The organism is Devosia sp. YIM 151766 (assembly GCF_030285925.1).
Classification (GTDB): Bacteria; Pseudomonadota; Alphaproteobacteria; order Rhizobiales; family Devosiaceae; genus Devosia.
Map to the genome: position 1 here is coordinate 2,750,192 of NZ_CP127251.1, position 17,309 is coordinate 2,767,500.

Annotated in this window: 16 protein-coding genes, 1 tRNA gene, 1 pseudogene and 1 other annotated feature; of the genes and pseudogenes, 6 read left to right on the plus strand and 12 right to left on the minus strand. The window is 60.5% G+C overall.

What is annotated here, in order from left to right:
- Positions 1-30 precede the first annotated feature (30 nt).
- Positions 31-195: pseudogene (locus O9Z70_RS13540) on the plus strand (arginase family protein); the annotation flags it as partial.
- Positions 196-263: 68 nt separating this feature from the next.
- On the opposite strand, the gene arsK reads toward O9Z70_RS13540, so the two are convergent.
- The 6 genes from arsK to O9Z70_RS13570 are packed head-to-tail and all read right to left on the minus strand — an operon-like array spanning position 264 to position 4,645.
- Positions 264-1,499 (minus strand): arsenite efflux MFS transporter ArsK, encoded by a 1,236-nt coding sequence (arsK, locus tag O9Z70_RS13545; RefSeq protein WP_286019972.1) that lies wholly within the window; start codon positions 1,497-1,499, stop codon positions 264-266.
- A 6-nt stretch (positions 1,500-1,505) separates the two neighbouring features.
- On the minus strand, positions 1,506-2,213 hold the full coding sequence (arsH, locus tag O9Z70_RS13550) for an arsenical resistance protein ArsH (RefSeq protein WP_286019973.1): 708 nt from the start codon (positions 2,211-2,213) through the stop codon (positions 1,506-1,508).
- A complete protein-coding gene (arsC, locus tag O9Z70_RS13555; RefSeq protein ID WP_286019974.1) occupies positions 2,206-2,628 on the minus strand; it encodes an arsenate reductase (glutaredoxin) in 423 nt (140 codons plus the stop codon). Before arsC ends, arsH begins: the two co-directional genes overlap by 8 nt.
- A gap of 26 nt (positions 2,629-2,654) precedes the next feature.
- Positions 2,655-3,725, minus strand: a complete 1,071-nt coding sequence (gene arsB / locus O9Z70_RS13560) for an ACR3 family arsenite efflux transporter (protein WP_286019975.1) — start codon at positions 3,723-3,725, stop codon at positions 2,655-2,657.
- Between the two features lie 43 nt (positions 3,726-3,768).
- The gene (locus O9Z70_RS13565) at positions 3,769-4,296 is read right to left on the minus strand and encodes an arsenate reductase ArsC (RefSeq protein ID WP_286019976.1); all 528 of its coding nucleotides are present in this window, start codon (positions 4,294-4,296) and stop codon (positions 3,769-3,771) included.
- Positions 4,289-4,645, minus strand: coding sequence for an ArsR/SmtB family transcription factor (locus O9Z70_RS13570; protein ID WP_286019977.1), 357 nt, complete (start codon positions 4,643-4,645; stop codon positions 4,289-4,291). The genes O9Z70_RS13565 and O9Z70_RS13570 overlap by 8 nt, the downstream gene beginning before the upstream one ends.
- A 119-nt stretch (positions 4,646-4,764) precedes the next feature.
- Positions 4,765-4,820: a sequence feature (sul1 is cis-regulatory element that is thought to sense ions involved in sulfur or methionine metabolism; They are found in Alphaproteobacteria), on the plus strand.
- A gap of 65 nt (positions 4,821-4,885) precedes the next feature.
- Here O9Z70_RS13570 and O9Z70_RS13575 point away from each other — a divergent pair.
- Positions 4,886-6,364: a SulP family inorganic anion transporter gene (locus tag O9Z70_RS13575; RefSeq protein WP_286019978.1), complete on the plus strand. Its 1,479-nt coding sequence runs from the start codon at positions 4,886-4,888 to the stop codon at positions 6,362-6,364.
- 400 nt (positions 6,365-6,764) lie between these two features.
- Here the strand turns inward: O9Z70_RS13575 and proX are convergent, their stop codons facing one another.
- The 3 genes from proX to O9Z70_RS13590 form a co-directional block, all read right to left on the minus strand.
- Complete coding sequence (gene proX / locus O9Z70_RS13580) at positions 6,765-7,772, minus strand: glycine betaine/L-proline ABC transporter substrate-binding protein ProX (RefSeq protein WP_286019979.1); 1,008 nt, start codon at positions 7,770-7,772, stop codon at positions 6,765-6,767.
- A 9-nt stretch (positions 7,773-7,781) separates the two neighbouring features.
- Complete coding sequence (locus O9Z70_RS13585) at positions 7,782-8,447, minus strand: cysteine hydrolase family protein (protein WP_286019980.1); 666 nt, start codon at positions 8,445-8,447, stop codon at positions 7,782-7,784.
- A 529-nt stretch (positions 8,448-8,976) separates the two neighbouring features.
- A tRNA-Met gene (locus tag O9Z70_RS13590) sits at positions 8,977-9,053 on the minus strand.
- A 212-nt stretch (positions 9,054-9,265) separates the two neighbouring features.
- Here O9Z70_RS13590 and O9Z70_RS13595 point away from each other — a divergent pair.
- The 4 genes from O9Z70_RS13595 (at position 9,266) to bfr (ending at position 11,904) form a co-directional block, all read left to right on the plus strand.
- Positions 9,266-10,303, plus strand: a complete 1,038-nt coding sequence (locus tag O9Z70_RS13595) for an aldo/keto reductase (RefSeq protein WP_286019981.1) — start codon at positions 9,266-9,268, stop codon at positions 10,301-10,303.
- Positions 10,304-10,369: 66 nt separating this feature from the next.
- A complete protein-coding gene (locus O9Z70_RS13600; RefSeq protein WP_286019982.1) occupies positions 10,370-11,077 on the plus strand; it encodes a DUF599 domain-containing protein in 708 nt (235 codons plus the stop codon).
- 64 nt (positions 11,078-11,141) lie between these two features.
- Positions 11,142-11,453 carry a (2Fe-2S)-binding protein gene (locus O9Z70_RS13605; RefSeq protein WP_286019983.1) on the plus strand — a complete coding sequence of 104 codons (312 nt, stop codon included), beginning with the start codon at positions 11,142-11,144 and terminating at the stop codon, positions 11,451-11,453.
- Positions 11,419-11,904 carry a bacterioferritin gene (gene bfr, locus O9Z70_RS13610; RefSeq protein ID WP_286019984.1) on the plus strand — a complete coding sequence of 162 codons (486 nt, stop codon included), beginning with the start codon at positions 11,419-11,421 and terminating at the stop codon, positions 11,902-11,904. The genes O9Z70_RS13605 and bfr overlap by 35 nt, the downstream gene beginning before the upstream one ends.
- Before the next feature lie 86 nt (positions 11,905-11,990).
- Here the strand turns inward: bfr and O9Z70_RS13615 are convergent, their stop codons facing one another.
- The 3 genes from O9Z70_RS13615 to O9Z70_RS13625 form a co-directional block, all read right to left on the minus strand.
- Positions 11,991-12,989 carry an alpha/beta hydrolase gene (locus O9Z70_RS13615; protein WP_286019985.1) on the minus strand — a complete coding sequence of 333 codons (999 nt, stop codon included), beginning with the start codon at positions 12,987-12,989 and terminating at the stop codon, positions 11,991-11,993.
- 171 nt (positions 12,990-13,160) lie between these two features.
- Positions 13,161-14,366, minus strand: a complete 1,206-nt coding sequence (locus O9Z70_RS13620) for a lytic murein transglycosylase (RefSeq protein ID WP_286019986.1) — start codon at positions 14,364-14,366, stop codon at positions 13,161-13,163.
- Positions 14,367-14,788: 422 nt separating this feature from the next.
- Positions 14,789-16,927 carry a mechanosensitive ion channel domain-containing protein gene (locus O9Z70_RS13625; RefSeq protein WP_286019987.1) on the minus strand — a complete coding sequence of 713 codons (2,139 nt, stop codon included), beginning with the start codon at positions 16,925-16,927 and terminating at the stop codon, positions 14,789-14,791.
- Positions 16,928-17,309: the final 382 nt, after the last annotated feature.

The window sequence follows — 17,309 nt, forward strand, 5'->3', positions numbered from 1 at the left end:
AGCTGGATGTCTGTCACGGACGCTGAGCGATACACTCAAGCGATTGATCTGATTGCCGGGGCCACGACACGAGGACGCATCATCGGAATGGATCTGGTTGAATTATTGCCGCCGGCCGATCTCGACGGGTTATCGGCGCTCACCGCTGCGCGTGTCCTCGTCAACACCATCGGTGTCATTGTCCGTCAGCGCTAGGCAACTGGCAGCTGTGGGGTGGATTTCGGACTGTCCGGTAACAGCGCGATCGATACGGAAGCTGACGCTCAATCCAGGGTCGTTTCGGTTAGGTCACTTCTCCAGTGCGAATGTAGCCTGGCGAGTGGGTCGGCAGCGCCGCCACACCTCAGCGAAAACGGCAACGCATAGCGTGCCGGCTCCCGCCAGTATCCACAGCGACGGCTTGGGCCCAATGGCACCGAGCGCGACCGACAGCGCGAACGGTGCCAGCGCCGACAATCCCAGTCGTCCCATGCCAATCCAGCCAACCGCTTGCCGAAGCCGGCCCTGCCGAAAATCGCCAGCGGCAGCGTGCCCGATACGATGCTGAACAGGCCGCTTCCCAGGCCGAACACGATGGCGAACGCGATGGCACCAACAGTCGCAGGCGCCGTGATTGCCAGCGTGACCAGCGCCAGAGGCATGGTGATCGCAGACACTACTGCCAGAACCGTCGCCGGCAGGTCATTGCCGAAACCCATGTTGATAAGACGGCTTGCCACCTGAGCGGGTCCGAGCAGGGACGCCACCCAGATGCCGGCGGTCCCCAGCCCGAGCAGTCCGAGCATGGGTACCATGTGGAACAGCGTTGCCGCTGATACGAAACCGGCGAGGGAAAAGCCAAGGACGATCAGGACAAAGACGAGGTTGGCGTTGTCGACGGTCACCCGGGCCACGTCTGCAACGGTATCCACCGGTCGCGCTGCGACGATCCGAGCGAAGCGGGATAGCCATAGATGTAACGGAAGGCACACCGCCAGGTTGAGACCGGCGAACAGGAAATACACCTGATGCCAGTCCATCGCGTGTAGCAGCCAGGTCGTCAGCGGCCAGAAAATCGTCGAGGCGAACCCCGCAATCAAGGTCAGGTAAGTGATGCTGCGCTTGGCCCGTGTGCCAGTTGTCTGCGCCAAGAAGGCGAACGCCGTCGAGTAGAGCACAAAGGCCGACGCCAGCTCGACCAGGATCATGCCGGCCAGGAAAGTCATCGTGCTGCCCGCCAGGCCGCAGACCGCCAGCGCTGCCGCCGCGCCGATCGAGCCGACAGACATCACCCTGCCGGCACCAAGTCGGTCGGCCAAGCCGCCGGCCCATGGCGAGATCAGGCCGCCTGCCAACAGGGCCAACGAGATGCACCCATAGACCCATTCCACCGCGACGTTCAGGTCGACGGCGATGCCGGGTGCCAGGATGCTGAAGCTGTAATAAAGCGTGCCGTACCCGATAATCTGGGTGACGCCGAGGGCGCAGATGGCGCCGGCGTTGGAATGGGTATCGGCCATCGTAACCTAGATCGACTGGAGGCCGACCCGCTCCTCGAGTTTGGCTGCCGCCTCCTTGCGCTCACTGTAACGGGAGGTCAGGTAGCCGGATATTCCCCTGTTGATCAGAGTGAACTTCACGAGCTCTTCGCAAACGTCGACTACGCGGTCGTAATAGCTTGACGGCTTCATACGGCCGGCTTCGTCAAATTCCTGGAAAGCTTTGGCGACTGAAGATTGGTTCGGGATCGTCACCATCCGCATCCAGCGGCCCAATATGCGCATCTGATTGAGAGCGTTGAACGACTGCGACCCGCCTGACACCTGCATCAGACCCAAGGTGCGGCCCTGCGTTGGTCGAATGGCACCTCCAGGGAGCGGGATCCAGTCAATTTGGCTTTTCAGTACGGCCGACATAGCACCATGCCGTTCAGGTGAGGTCCACATCTGACCTTCAGACCACAGCATCATCTCCCGCAATTCTTGGACTTTCGGGTGAGTGTCAGGCGCATCGTTAGGCAGCGGCAGGCCATTGGCGTGGAAGATGCGGACTTCGGCGCCGAAAGCTTCGAGCAAACGCTGCGCCTCCAAGGTCAAAAATCGGCTGTAGGAGCGTTCCCGCAATGAGCCATAGAGCATCAGGATGCGGGGCTTATGCGGCAGGTTGGGAGCGGTCAGTTGGGAGAAATCCGGGACCTGGAATGCATCGCCGACGATATTGGGCAGATCAGACAAGCCGCTTCCCTTCGTTGTCGATGATGACCTCTCCGTCTTCCTTAGTGAACGGCCCGATGTTCGGGTTCTCAAGGATGTCGAGCACGACCTCAGACGGCCGACACAGACGGGTGCCGACTGGAGTTTCAACGAACGGTCGGTTCAGCAGGATCGGGTGCGCCTCGATAGCGTCGAGTAGATCGTCATCAGTTTTGGCTGGATCGGCCAAACCAAGCTCCTCATAGGGCGTGTCCTTCTTGCGCAGGGCATCCCGCAACGACAGGCCGGCGGTCGACACCAGTTCGGTGATGCGCTCGCGGCTTGGCGGTGTTTTGAGGTACTCGATAACGGTCGGTTCCACACCCGATTGAACGATCATTGCTAAGGTGTTGCGGGACGTGCCGCAGTCGGGGTTGTGATAGATGGTGACGGTCATGGGATAATCCGGACTGTGCGTGAGGCTCAGGTGGTGGCCGGCTTGGCTGAACCCGAGAAATAGCGGCGGCCCAGCCACAAGGCTAAGTGCACCAAGACAACGAGTACTGGCACCTCGACAAGCGGACCTATGACAGCGGCAAACGCCACCGGGGATGCCAGGCCGAACGCAGCAATTGCGACAGCGATAGCCAGCTCGAAGTTGTTGCCAGCTGCGGTGAAAGCAATAGCCGTGGACCGGGGATAATCCTTGGCAATCCACTTACCCATGAAGAAGCTGACGGTGAACTGGATCAGGAAATAGATTGTTAGTGGCACGGCAATCAGCAGAGCGTCGAACGGCAGGCGCACCACATCTCCACCCTTGAGGCTGAACATGGCCACTATTGTAAACAGCAGCGCCAGCAGGGTGATGGGACTGATCTTGGGCAGGAATTCCTGTTCATACCATTCATTGCCCTTGGCTCGGATCAGGAAGAACCGCGTCAGGAAGCCTGCGAGAAACGGTACGCCCAGATAGATCAGCACCGCTTCCGTGATGGTCCAGAACCCGACATCGATGACACTGCCCTCGAGACCGAACAGGGGCGGGAGCACGGTCAGGAACAACCAGGCATAGGTTGAAAAGAACAGGATCTGGAAGATCGAGTTGAAAGCGACGAGCCCGGCGACATATTGGTTCGAGCCGCCTGCCAGCTTGTTCCAGACCAAGACCATGGCGATGCAACGGGCCAGCCCGATCAGGATCAATCCCGTCATGTATTCGGGATGGCCACGCAGGAAGATCACCGCCAGCAGGAACATCAGCACCGGCCCAATAATCCAGTTTTGGACCAGAGAGAGCGCCAGTACGCGCTTGTCGGCAAAGACCTCATGCAAGGCCTCGTACTTCACCTTGGCAAGCGGTGGGTACATCATCAGGATGAGGCCAATGGCGATCGGGATGTTGGTCGACCCAACCGACATCGAATTGAGGGCACCAGGTAGGCCCGGAATCAATGACCCCAAGGCCAGACCAAGTGCCATGGCCGCGAAAATCCAGACGGTAAGGTACCGGTCAAGGAAGGAGAGGCGCCCGGGCGCTGCGATGATGGACATAAGCTATTCCTGGGTATGATGGATAAGGCTGAAGCGAGCCCGCTTAGGCGACCTTGGACGACTTTGTGGTCGTGCCATCCATCTCGCCAATACCTTCAAGCTTGGAGTTGAGTACCATGCGGTCGATGCTGGCGATCGGCAGATTGATGAATGCGCCGATACGATTGCGGAGGAAGCGCAGGGCGTCCTCGAACGCAGCTCGCTGCTTGAACTCTGGGCCCTGGACGGCGGCCGGATCTTCAATGCCCCAATGCGCTGTCATCGGCTGACCCGGCCAGATCGGGCAGCTTTCGCCGGCGGCGCTATCACACACCGTGAAGATGAAATCCATTTGCGGGGCGCCTGGCACAGCGAACTCGTCCCAAGCCTTGGAGCGCAGGCTATCTGTCGGAATGCCAACCTTCGTCAACGTTTCCAGCGTCATCGGGTGGACAGCACCCTTGGGCGCCGAGCCGGCCGAGTATGCCTTGAAGCGGCCTTGACCGACGTGATTGAGAATGGCCTCGCCCAAGATCGATCGAGCAGAATTGCCGGTGCACAGGAACAGGACGTTATAGACGCGATCAGACATGGCTCGATTCCTTGGGAGAGCAGCAGGGGGTGAATTCGGCGACGAGGGGTTCGCAAAGTTCCGGGCGACCACCGCAGCAATCCTGGACCAGGAAGCTGGCAATCTCTCGGACACGCTCGACCACTGCCCGATAGATGATCGAGCGGCTGTGGCGCTCAGCTTCGATCAAGCCAGCTCGTGTCAGGATCGCCAAGTGTGATGACATGGTGTTCTGCGGAACTTCAAGGCGCCGGGCGATCTCACCTGCTGCCAGTCCCTCAGGCTCGTGCTCCATGAGCAGACGGAACACGTCCAAGCGGGTGGACTGAGACAGCGCAGCGAAGACATCAATGGCCTGAGATGATTCCATATATCGAGCTTTATGGATTTTTCTAGTATATGTCAATCTTTATGCCACACGCGTGTGCGACAGACCCGGTGGGTGACGCTTGCGTTTCTCGGCAAAATGAGCGATTGAGCCACTATTCAAATGGACCCGGTGAAACCCCGGGTGGCTCTTCTGGCCGCCAATCCGCCAGACACTCCAGAAAAACGCACCATGTCCCCGTCCGCTCCGAGCGGACCGCAACATCCTGTCGTCTGGACCTCAATGACACTCATAGAAAACTTTCGCCGTAACTGGCTCTCCAACGTTCGTGGCGACATCCTTGCCGGTATCGTCGTCGCCCTTGCCCTCATCCCAGAAGCCATCGGCTTCTCCATCATCGCCGGGGTCGACCCCAGGGTCGGGCTCTACGCCTCCGTCATAATCGCCATGGTCATTGCCATCACCGGCGGTCGCCCGGCCATGATCTCGGCTGCCACTGCTGCCACCGCCGTGCTCTTCGGCTCTCTGGTCCGCGAGCATGGCGTCGAATACCTGCTCGCCACCACCATCCTGGCTGGCGTCATCCAGATAGCAGCCGGGTTTGCCCGCGTCGGTTACATCATGCGGTTCGTATCCCGATCGGTCATGACCGGCTTTGTCAACGCGCTGGCCATCCTGATCTTCATGGCGCAGCTGCCGGAAATTATCGGCGTCTCCTGGCAGTCGTACGCCATGATCGCAGCAGGTCTCGCGATCATTTACCTGTTCCCGCGTGTCACCCGCGTGATCCCGTCACCCCTGGTCTGCATCCTGGCCCTGACGGTCGCAGCCATGGTGTTCAACCTCGACACCCGCATCGTCGGCGACTTGGGCGAATTGCCCAATGCCTTGCCGTCCCTGTTAATGCCCAACATCCCGTTCACCCTTGATACGTTGTGGATCATCTTGCCGACTTCCATCGCGGTTGCGGCGGTCGGTCTGCTCGAAAGCTTGCTCACTGCGTCTATCGTCGACCAGATGACCGACACCGGAAGCGACAAGAACCGCGAGAGTATCGGCCAGGGCATCGCCAACATCGCGTCGGGTTTCTTCGGCGGCATGGCCGGCTGTGCCATGATCGGCCAGTCGGTCATCAACGTAAAGTCCGGTGGGCGTACGCGCCTGTCCACCTTCGCGGCAGGTGCCATCCTGCTGTTCATACTGCTGGTTCTGGGCGACTGGGTCGGCCTGATCCCGATGCCGGCGCTCGTCGCGATCATGATTATGGTCTCGATCGGCACCTTCAGCTGGTCGTCGCTGCGCGATCTCGTTCATCATCCCCGCCGCTCTAGCATCGTCATGCTCGCGACTGTCTTGACCGTCGTCGGTACCCATAACCTGGCGCTCGGCGTCGGGGTCGGCGTCCTGCTGTCCGGCATTTTCTTCGCCTGGAAAGTCTCCCAGATATTCCGTGTCACTTCATCCCTAGAGGATGATGTCCGCACCTACCGGGTAGAAGGGCAGCTGTTTTTCGCGAGCGCCGAGGACTTCCTGGCCGCGATGGACTTCGAGGAAAAGGTGTCCACCGTACGCCTCGACCTAACCACGGCGCACCTATGGGACCTGACCGGCGTCAACGCCATCGATATGGCCGTCCTCAAGTTCCGGCGGGCCGGTGCCGTGGTCGAGGTAATCGGCATGAACGACGCCAGTGCCACCATCATGGACAAGCTGGCCGTACACGATCAGCCAGGTGCGATGGAAAAGATCTTGGGACACTAGCTTCCGACCACGTTGCGAGCGATCTCTTTATCGCTCGCAACGTCCGCTTTTACGCTAGGTAATGATGTCCTCGAACGGCAAGAATGGGGTCGACCTCTGCCGCTCCCATGATGGATTGATATGCAATCCTTGGTGCGTTCGGGACGGCTCAGACACAGCCAAGTTGTGATTGCTGAATGATGTAAGCGTGGGATGGATTTCTGCCGGTGCTTTCGCATCTGCCACAAGAAGGGATTAGATGAGTCTTGCCCGTACATGGAACAATGGAGCCAATCTCTGGTTTTTTGCGAGTGCTCAACTCCGAACCGGCACTGGATATGGAGCAATGCTAATCATCGCTCGACGGCCCCGAGTGACCCCCGGAGCCGCCATAGCTCATTCGTTCTGAGCTGTTGCAGAACTACTGCTCAAGCGCGCCTTTAGCCTCTTCAATCCATCCGTCGAAGAGCTCTCGATTAGCAGCAATCCATTCCTGGGCGTGCCGGCGCACGTCTTCTGCGCTGTTTTCACCCTCCTTCATGCGAACGTTCTGTTCGCCCACCGCATCAAGCGGTATCTCCATGACTTCAAAGAGACGGTAGACATCGGGATTTTCATCAAGGAATGCCGAATTGCCCACTGGCCGGATGTCGTTGGCCGGAAAGCCCATTTCACAAGGATCATTTGCACAACCAATGACCCCTTCGATTGCCGTGTGGCCTTCGAACTCTGATTGTCCTTCAGGAAGAGATGAGTAGGGAACTTCGAGCCATACCACATCCTTATCGGGCACCAGTTCCCCGAGAACCCAGTTGGGCGTCCAAGTGTAAAAAAGAATTGGCTCCCCAGCTTCGTAAGCGGCTATGGCGTCCGCCATCGCCGGGTCATAAGCTGCAGTGATAAGGTCAATATGCTCTTCGAGACCAAACTCGGTTATGTGATGATCGATCACAAGGCCGCAGTCCCATCCCGGCGGACAAGCTACCATGTCGGCAATGCCGTCGCCGTTGCGATCGAAGAGGGCCGAAATCTCGGGATCGGCAAAATCGGCTAGCGATGTGATGCCGTATTCATCGGCGGTTTTCTTATCAACCAGGTAGCCTTCAAGTGCGCCGCCCCGGATGACATATCCGACCATCTCGAGATTATCGAACATTGCGAAGCGGTCGTTGAACAGTGGGAACCACTCCATCACCGAAAAGTCGGCGTCCCGTTGACTGAGAGCCTGATATCGAACAGCATCATCAAGCGTTATGGGTTCGTTGACCGAGTGCCCCAGTTCGCGCAATGCAGCGATATAGACTTCGGTGTCAAACCATCCAGAATCCCAGGTTCCCCGTGCGGGGTTTATCTCTGCTGCCAGCCCGTAAGACGAACTGAGGAGGAGCGCCGCTGTAGCAACGGCACCAACGCGTCTATTGATGTGCATGATGATCGCTTATATCTGTTCGTAAAGTTGGTCGATGGTGTCAGCTTCGAAAAGGAACTGGGAGGGATCCTTAAACGTCCATCCCTCGTAAGCTTCGCCCCTCATCGATCTGACAGCCTGCTTGGCTGTGACGATCTCGCCGCCATAAAGCCAATTGGCCATGCTCAGAACGGCAGACTTGTGCATCGTCTGAGTGGCGGTCGTCATGGCATCCTTTACCAGCGTGACCTTATAGCCCTTCCAGACCGCATCGTTGACCGTGGTTTCCACACAGGCTTCTGTCCAGACGCCGATGACGATAAGGTTCTCGATATCCAAGCGCTGTAACACAGCTTCCAGTCGAGTGCCAAAGAATGCCGAATATCGGGTCTTATCGACGATGATGTCGCCGTCTTTGGCCGCGACCTCGGGGCTGATTTGCGCTGAATCGCTACCCTCGATGCAATGGGTAGGCTCACCATTGGCTCCGGTCGCTTCGAAACGGAGCAGGTCAGATCCATCTTTAGCGTGCCAATGGCGCGTGTAGATGACTTGGATTCCTGTCGCTCGTGCCGCCTCGATCACTGTTTTTGAACGATCAATGATCCCCGAGTAGTCGAAAACCGGCCAAGCGCCTGTTGGCCGATTGGCTTCCTGCAGATCGATGACCAGCAGGGCCGTTTTTGTATTAGTCAAAAGTCAAAAGTCCTTTGTGTCGCCTTTCCCAACAAATTCCGATGTTCTTACAGAGCGATGTTTTCAGGGAGACGCTCATGCCCCAAGCCACGACCGGGGAGGGAAACGCGTGGTGGCCTGCAGGGCTTGTAGCATTATGGCCCGGCATGTCAAAATTCGGAGGATAGCGGTCCTAAGCGCAATCCCGCGCTTGATGTGGTCGAAGCCATAGCCCGGGTGCTGGGCGTCAAAGCACCAAATCTTCTTGGCGAGTTAATCCGCACGGTTGGCTTTGCGCCTCACGGGGGCGCAAACGGACATTGGCGCTGCTCAGTCTGCCGCGGCGAAATGCGCAATCTGGTCCGCATGCGGTAGCTGCCAGCGTCCAGCACCAAATGTCAGATCTCAGGCCGAGCTCGAATGCAATAACACGGCCGTAATCACCTTCCTCATGGAGCGACAAAATGTTGAGGTGGTGTTGAGTTGAAAAGAAAAGCCCCGGCATCGTAGCCGGGGCTTGTCCGTAACCCACTGATAAAGCGGGGAATTTTGGTTGCGGGAGTAGGATTTGAACCTACGACCTTCAGGTTATGAGCCTGACGAGCTACCGGGCTGCTCCATCCCGCGTCAAACACCCGCCTTGTCGCCGGGTGTGAGGGCTATATAGGGGGTGACGCGGCAGACCTCAACCCCCCGCGAAGGTTTTTTGACAGTCTGGCGAAGAGATAGCAGATCGAGGCGACGAAACATCGGCAAAGTCCGCTGGAGCCCTTCCCTGCCGGGCCCGGCTGGTCTAGGGTCCGGCCCGCTTTTCTTGCCGCCTCAAATGGAATTTCTGCATGCAATTCAAGTCTCTCGGTCGCTCGGACCTCAAGGTCACCGATATCTGCCTCGGCACCATGACCTGGGGCAGCCAGAATACCGAAGCCGAGGGCCATGCGCAGATCGCCCTGGCGCGCGATGCCGGCATCAATTTCATGGATACGGCCGAACTCTATGCCGTGCCGGGCAGCCCCACGACCAGCGGCCGCACCGAGGAGATCATCGGCAATTGGTTCGCCACCCATGACGACCGCGACAAGTGGATCCTGGCCAGCAAGATCGGCGGCGGCGGCAGCAGTTTCCTGCGCGGCGGAAGGCGTGCCGACGGCGCCGCTATCCGCGAGGCGCTGGAGGCCAGCCTTAGGCGCCTCAAGACCGATTATGTCGATCTCTACCAGATCCACTGGGCCAGCCGCGGTCATTATCATTTCGAGAATTACTGGACCTATGATCCCAGCCGGCAGGACACCGACGATGTTCTGGCCAATCTCGCCGACATGCTGGAAACGCTGGGCGACCTCGTGCGCGGGGGCAAGATTCGCCATGTCGGCGTCTCCAATGAAACCACCTGGGGCATCACCCAATGGCTGCGCCTCGCCGAGCAGCATGGCCTGCCGCGCCTGGTCTCGGTGCAGAACGAATATAATCTCGTGCGCCGCATGTTCGATCACGACCTGGCCGAGCTGAGCCATCACGAACAGGTGGGGCTCCTGGCTTACTCGCCGCTGGCCGGCGGCTTGCTGACCGGCAAATATTTCGACGGCGCCACGCCCAAGGGCAGCCGCAAGGATTACCAGCAGGGCTTCTGGCGGCTCAACGAATATTCCGAGGAAGCCGCCAAACAATACCATGACGTGGCGGCGCGCCATGGTCTCGACCCCGTGCAGATGGCCATCGCCTTCTGCCGCAGCCGGCCTTTCACAACCGCCACCATTATCGGCGCCACCAGCACTGCGCAATTGCAGCAGGTACTCGGCGCCGTCGATCTGACCCTGTCCCCAGAGGTCCTGGCCGATATCGATGCGGTGCATCGCCGGCTGCCCCGCCCGATCTGAACCTGTAGTCAACGGCGCTGGCGGCGATATAGTCGGACCCATTCGTTGCCACCGGAACGCCTGCGCATGACCACGCTCTTCGCCTCTCTCTTTCCGCTCCTGGTCTATTTCGCCTACAATATCGTCGTGCCGCAGGTGGAGAAGCGGCGGGCTTCGCTCTCGGTCATCATGAACATGCAGCGCCGCCGCTGGGTCGCCAATGCAGCGCGGCGCGAAAGCCCGTTCGACGCCATCCTGTCCGGCAATATCATGGGCTCGGTCAGCTTCATGGCCTCGACCTCGGCTTTGCTCGTCCTCGCCGTCTTTGCGGTTTTCGGGCAATTGCCGGCGCTGATGGCGGCGCTGGATTCGCTATCCGCCTATCGCAGCTATTCGCTACTCGACGTGCAGATTCATCTGGCGGTCATGTTGGCCATGTTCGTGCTGGCCTTTTTCGCCTTCACCCTGTCGCTGCGCCAGTTCAACCATTTCTGCATCATGCTCGGCGCCCTCGATCGCGATGGCACCACCGAAGAGGAAATAGAGGCCATAGCGCGCATGAACGCGCTGGGCGCCAAGAATTTCAACAGTGGCATTCGCGCCTATTATTTCTCCATTTCCACCGTCGCCTGGTTCGTTTCCGAATGGGTCGGCCTGGCGGTCTGCCTCATCACCGTGCTGGTGATCGCCCATCGGGAATTCTTTTCCTCCGCCCACCGCACCGCCGCGTCCGCGGCGGTCATCGCCGCCCGCCGCCGTCGCGACGCCGAGGTCCCCCGACGCGACAATTTATGACGTTGACATTCATGAATGATGGGCGTTTATTCCGGCCCGTTGAGACCTCTTTCTTGGCCCCGTTATGCTTGTCTGCCAGTGCAATATGATCACCTCGTCCGAGATCGAGGACATCGTGCTCGACCTGCTCCAGGCCGATCCGTGGCAATTGGTCGTTCCCGCCAAAGTCTATGCCGAACTCAACCGCCGCGCGAAATGCTCCGGATGTGTGCCGAATGTGGTGGACATTATCGTGCGCGTCACCGAAAATTACCACGCACAGCAAGCCCATGAGCCCGCTGAGCTGGTGAACATCCAGTCCGGGCTCGAAAAGCTCAAAAAGCAACGGATTGGAGTACGTCGTGAAAGGCGAAGCACAAGTCATCGAGCGGCTTAACGAGGCCCTGTTCCTCGAGCTCGGCGCGGTCAACCAATATTGGGTCCATTACCGGCTCCTCGACGATTGGGGCTATAAGCGCCTGGCCGCCAAGGAACGTGCCGAATCCATCGAGGAAATGCACCACGCCGACAAGCTTATCGAGCGGATCATTTTCCTTGAAGGCCATCCCAACCTGCAGCGCGTCGCCCCCTTGCGCATTGGCCAGACGATCAAGGAAGTGCTCGAGGCCGACCTTGCCGGCGAATACGATGCCCGCGCCGCCTATAAGGCCAGCCGCGAACTCTGCGAACAACTCGGCGATTATGTCTCCAAGAACCTGTTCGAGGAACTCCTCGCCGATGAGGAAGGCCATATCGACTTTCTCGAAACCCAGCTCGAATTGCTCGACAAGATCGGGGTGGAGAAATACGGCCAGCTCAATTCCGCCCCGGCCGACGAAGCCGAATGAAGTGATAAACGCCCGGACCCACGGTTCGGGCGTCATGCCAATTAATCAAAGAGTTAGGACCCATTGCGATTCCGCCGGGCGGAGTCCTATTCCTCGATCGGCTGGAACATGGCGTTGATCTGGCGGATGACCTCGTCGGTCGGCATCACCGAATCGGGCAGCATTTCGGGCGCCTCTGGCACCACTGCGGCATAGGGCACTCCGCTCGGGAAAGCCCCGAAACGCTGGAAGAACGACACCATATCGTCGAGTACCGGCATGCGCCAGCGCCACAGCGCCCCCATGGCGATCACCGGCTCCATATGGCCGAAACCCTCGTAATATTGCGTCGTCACCCAAACGCCCTGGGCCCGGAGCCGATCGGCGAAGCGATTGGTATTCTGCATGCGCACAATCGGGTCGCTGGTGCCCGTTGCCAGATACATCGGCGGCGCATCGGCGGTGATCAGATTGATCGGCTGGGTGCCTTCCGGATTGGGAGCATTGCCGAACGCGTCGCGAACTTCATTATATTCAAAGGGATAGAAGTCATAAGGGCCCGAAAGCGCCGCAACGGCGAGAATGGGAACCGTTACGCCGTAATCCTGCCTGAACGACGGGTCGAGCGCCAGCATGACGGCATTGTAAGCGCCGGCGGAATGGCCGGAGAGGAACAGGCGATTGGGGTCGCCGCCATAATTGGCGATATTGTCCTGCACCCAGCGCAGCGCCTTGGCGCTGTCCTCGAGAAAGTCCGGATAGTGCACTTCCGGCACCAGCCGGTAATCGGCGATGACGGTGACAAAGCCCCGCGCCGCTAAGGCCCTGCCAACAAACTGATAATCGGCCCGGTCGCCCCGGCTCCAGCCGCCGCCATAGATGAAGAAGACCACCGGCGCCGGCGCGCCCCTTTGTTCCGGGGCATAGATGTCCAGCTTGTGCCGCAGGCCATCGGCATAGGCGATGCCGTCGCCCACCTTGGCGGTGCCGGCATCCATGGCGGGGGGAATATTGAACGGGTCCATGATCGAGGCGGCCGAAACCGCGCCGGGAGCAAGGAAAACCAGGAGAAGAAGCGCGGCCAGGGCGCGAGGCAGAGCGGGCATGATGAGCAAAATCTATGGCTGAATCTGGCTGGGGGAATAGCGGAACAAACCGGGGAGATTATGGCGCCGCAATGGGCGAGGGCAGGCGCGCCGCTCGCGGTCGCTTGCCTGCCCTCTGCTTAAGCGCCGTCACTTTGCGCCGAGTTCGCTAACAGATTGTTAACGTTGACGCTAACGTTTCAGCCGTTCGAGCAGCAAACCGGACACATATCCGTCAGCCGGCAGGCCAGCGCGCTGCTGATAGCTCATCACCGCCGCCCGCGTCCTCGGTCCGACCACCCCATCGGGGGATCCCGCATCGTAACCGGCGCGATTGAGCAGGGTCTGCGCCTCGGCCCGCTGCGCCTTGGTCAAGGAATAATCGCCGGCCGGCCAGGGCGTGGCGAAATCGCCGCCGCCGATGATGCGGTCGGCCAGATGACCCACGGCCAGCGCGTAGCTGTCGGAATTATTGTAGCGCTTGATCACATCGAAATTGGGCAGCAGCAGGAAAGCCGGCCCCGCGGCCCCCGCGGGCAGATAGAGCCGGGCCATGTCGCCGGCGCGGGGGAAGTCGCGGCCGGAGACGCGAGTGATGCCGAGGCGCTGCCATTGGCTGAGCGGCGCCTTGTCCAATTGCCGGGCGCCGGCAAAGTCGAAGTTTTGCGGCAGCTTGACCTCATAGCCCCAGGTCTCGCCCGGCCGCCAGCCGAAGCTCTTGAGGTAATTGGCGGTGGAGCCAAGGGCGTCGGGCACCGAATTCCAGATATCCTTCTTGCCATCGCCGTTATAATCGACGGCATAGCGCATGAAGCTCGATGGCATGAACTGGGTATGGCCCATGGCCCCGGCCCAGGAGCCGACCATGGCATTGGGGCTGACATGCCCATCGGTGATGATGCGCAAAGCCGTCACCAGCTCATTGCGGAAGAAATCGGCGCGATAGCCATTCTGCGTCAGCGTCGCCAGGGCGTGGATAGTATTATTGCCGCCCATGAAACCGCCGAAATTGGTTTCCATGCCCCAGATGGCCAGCACGATTTCCGGCTGCACCCCATAGCGCTGCTGCGCCCCGGCCAGGGTCTGCGCCCATTCTGCCCGCATCGCCCTGCCCTTATTGGCCTGGGCGCTGGTGACGCGCTTGTCGATATATTGCTGCACCGTCTGGGAGAATTCCGGCTGCGAGCGCGTCAGCTCGATCACCTGCGGAATGGGGCTATAGCTGGCAAAGGCCGCCTCGAAAGCCTGGCGGCTGACGCCGGCCCGCTCGGCCTCGGGCCAGAGCCCGCGCACGAAATCCGCGGTGCTGGCCTGGACGGCGACAATGGATGCCAGCGTCAGGGACGCGGCAAGGGCCAGCCGGGATAAGGCGACGGGGACGTTGAACGAAAGGGACATTTCGGCCTCGTGATACGCAAAGACTAAGTCACGTCATGCCGGCCCGCATGCCGACATGGTGGACGCCGCCGCCCCCACAGCGCGTATCTCTATTTTAACCGCTTCAATTAAGATCGCCTTAAGGCAAAGCTTGGCTGGCCTCGTTCACGATCACGAAAGCGTTGGGGCGCCGATATGGTTTCCCGGTGTCATCCCCTTGGGGGTGTTTAATAGCGGACACTTCGAACCAAGTTGTCCCACAGCGGTAGCCTCGCCCCCGCGCCGGCACCCCCACCCTCAATCCCTCCCCTCAAGGGGGAGGGAGGCGCAGGAACCGCCGCCCCCTGTCGCCAAAGCAAGCTGCCGCCTCCGGAAGCGCTGGGACTTGTCACCACTCGGAGGAAGGCGCCAGCGGCCGGTGAAGGTGCCGGCAATCATGGTGCTCAATCGCCGCCTTCATCCGCATTCCACGGTGCCGGCAGGCCCGGCACGTAGGAGACGCGCGGCGTTGGCTTGCGGATGTGCCGTTCGGCGAACAGCCGCCAGACGGTTTCGGAATAGAGCCGCCCCGCTCCCCATTGCTGGCCGGCCAGCGTCTTGATGCGGGCGCGCAGCTTCATCGAGGTCTGGGTGAAGGCCACCAGCACCGGCGGATCGAGATCGTCGAGAATGACAGTCTTGTGCTCGCTCTGCATCACCACCTCGAAAGCGTCGCGCATCGCCTGTTTCACTGCCTCGATGTCATTGTCATAGGCCACTTCCACATCGGCGACATAGAAGGAGAAGCCCCGCACCATATTGGAGACCTGATCCACCGAGGAAAACGGGATCAGGTGGATGGTGCCGCTCATGTCGCGGATGGTGACCGAGCGGATCGTCAGTTTTTCCACCGTGCCGGAGCGGCCCGCCGCTTCGACCACGTCCCCCTCATTCATCACGTTTTCGAACTGGATGAAAATGCCGGTAATGATGTCCTGCACCAGCTTCTGCGCGCCGAAACCGATGGCAAGGCCGACCACGCCGGCGCCGGCGATCAGAGGGGCGATATTCACCCCGATCTGCGCCAGTGCCAGCATCAGCGCGAAAATGGCCAAAGCGACGGTGAAGGCATTCTTGAACAGATTGAGCAGGGTCTTTTCGCGCGCGGTGGCAACGCGCCCCACTTTGGGGCTGAGCCGATATTCGATCCACGAGGCCACCACCACATGCAGCACGATGGCCACGAGCAGGATCAGCGCCGCCGAAACGACGGAACCGGCCACGAGCAGGCCTTCCTCGCTGCTGAGCCAGCCGGCGAAGTCGAACAGCGCCCAGGCCTGTCCAATAGCCACCAGCACCCCGAAAATCACCACCCAGCGCACCACTGCCATGACGCCGGGCACGAAGGCGCGCAGCCGCGTTTCCAGAAGCGGCAGCCGCTGCCGCACATCGTCGGGCAGGGTCAGCCCGGCGCTGACGAAGCGGCCGATAAAGGCGACGATCAAGGCGCCCACGGCAATGGCGATCAGCGATTGCAGGCTCGCGCCCAGCATGAAGGGCAGCGCCGTTTCCGGATTGGCGAACCACACCACCAGCAGGGTGAGCAGGTAGGCAATGGCCAGCACATGCCAATGCTGCCCCAGAGCCGTCAGCGCCCGACCGATGCCGTCATTATTGCGCCGTGCGGAAATCCCGGCCAGCCAGGTGCGGACATCGTTCTTGCTTTGCAGCACGATGATGATGGCAATGGTGATGGCGGTGGCCATGGCCAGCACCTGCACGGCGCTGCCGGCGGCCCGCGAGACCACGCCATTGAGCATGGGCGTCACGAACAGGAAGGCATAGCCGACCAGCGAAATCAGCCGGGCCGTCCAGAAGGACCAATAGGCGGCGCTTTCATCGCTTACCGGCAGCGGCCGCAGCGATGGCAGGCGCGGCGCCAGGGCCAGGCGGAAAACCAGCTTGCCGGCTTCGACCACGAGAAAGGCATTGAGCAGCAGCGACTGGTTGATGCCCATCTGGCCGCTGGGATTGACCCCGGTATTGAGCGCCAGCACATAGCCCAGTCCCCAGGCGATAACGATGCTGGCGGCGTCGATCAATCCGACCAGCAGCAGCGCGCCCAGCCAGCGCATCCCGCCCTTGCCCTGGGCATCGGCGGCGATGCGGCGGGTGAGCGCATGGGTCGCCAGGCGCAGCACGAAGAAGGAGCCGAACAGGCCGGCAATGACGATGCTGATATTGATCGCCAGATTGCGCAGCACTTCGCCATCGGCATTGAGCCCGCCAGTGAACACGTCCTGAAAATTGCCCAGCGCCTTGCCGAAAGAGCCCATGGTCGCCGAGGCCCCTTCGGCCACGCTGCGGGTATATTCGGCCAATTGCCGCGCAATGCTCAGCTGCGGCGCGGCCGGTTCGGCGGCGGCGTCGTCGACCGCCTCCGGCGCCGCCTGGCGCAGCCGCTCGATCAGATCGGCGCGGGCATTATCGTCTTCCAGGATGCGGATCAGCTCCTCGGCCGGCGCCGGCTCGCTGGCCGCTTGCTGCGCCTGGGCGGGCGCGAGGAACAACAGGGCGGCGAGCAACAGGAATAGAAAGCGCATCGATCTCATCGCGTTGGAACCATCGGCCACAGGATGCCCCCTGGCCGGATCAGGTCAACCCCGCTCGTGATGATGCGGTTGCATGGAGATGCCGCAGCGCCGGCACGGACCGGTGGGGCAGATATGGATCAGGCCGGCGGCTTTGGTCCAACAATGCTCGTTTCAGACCGAATCCCCATAGACCTCATCCTGAGCCTGTCGAAGGGCGAGGTCGGCAAATCCGGGCCCACGACCTCGTGGTTCGACAAGCTCACCATGAGGTCTCGGAGGGTTCAGGGAGAGTGACCGGCTCATGGGCGGTTTCGGCGATGAAGGCGGGAAATATGGGGAACCAGTCCGAGTCCATCGAATAGGCACCATCTCCCGCCGACCTCATCCTGAG

Coding starts and splice junctions, on each gene's coding strand:
- arsK (WP_286019972.1), bottom strand. CDS start 1,499: ATGGCCGATACCCATTCCAACGCCGGCGCCATCTGCGCCCTCGGCGTC.
- arsC (WP_286019974.1), bottom strand. CDS start 2,628: ATGACCGTCACCATCTATCACAACCCCGACTGCGGCACGTCCCGCAAC.
- arsB (WP_286019975.1), bottom strand. CDS start 3,725: ATGTCCATCATCGCAGCGCCCGGGCGCCTCTCCTTCCTTGACCGGTAC.
- O9Z70_RS13565 (WP_286019976.1), bottom strand. CDS start 4,296: ATGTCTGATCGCGTCTATAACGTCCTGTTCCTGTGCACCGGCAATTCT.
- O9Z70_RS13570 (WP_286019977.1), bottom strand. CDS start 4,645: ATGGAATCATCTCAGGCCATTGATGTCTTCGCTGCGCTGTCTCAGTCC.
- O9Z70_RS13575 (WP_286019978.1), top strand. CDS start 4,886: ATGACACTCATAGAAAACTTTCGCCGTAACTGGCTCTCCAACGTTCGT.
- proX (WP_286019979.1), bottom strand. CDS start 7,772: ATGCACATCAATAGACGCGTTGGTGCCGTTGCTACAGCGGCGCTCCTC.
- O9Z70_RS13595 (WP_286019981.1), top strand. CDS start 9,266: ATGCAATTCAAGTCTCTCGGTCGCTCGGACCTCAAGGTCACCGATATC.
- O9Z70_RS13600 (WP_286019982.1), top strand. CDS start 10,370: ATGACCACGCTCTTCGCCTCTCTCTTTCCGCTCCTGGTCTATTTCGCC.
- O9Z70_RS13605 (WP_286019983.1), top strand. CDS start 11,142: ATGCTTGTCTGCCAGTGCAATATGATCACCTCGTCCGAGATCGAGGAC.
- O9Z70_RS13615 (WP_286019985.1), bottom strand. CDS start 12,989: ATGCCCGCTCTGCCTCGCGCCCTGGCCGCGCTTCTTCTCCTGGTTTTC.
- O9Z70_RS13620 (WP_286019986.1), bottom strand. CDS start 14,366: ATGTCCCTTTCGTTCAACGTCCCCGTCGCCTTATCCCGGCTGGCCCTT.
- O9Z70_RS13625 (WP_286019987.1), bottom strand. CDS start 16,927: ATGCGCTTTCTATTCCTGTTGCTCGCCGCCCTGTTGTTCCTCGCGCCC.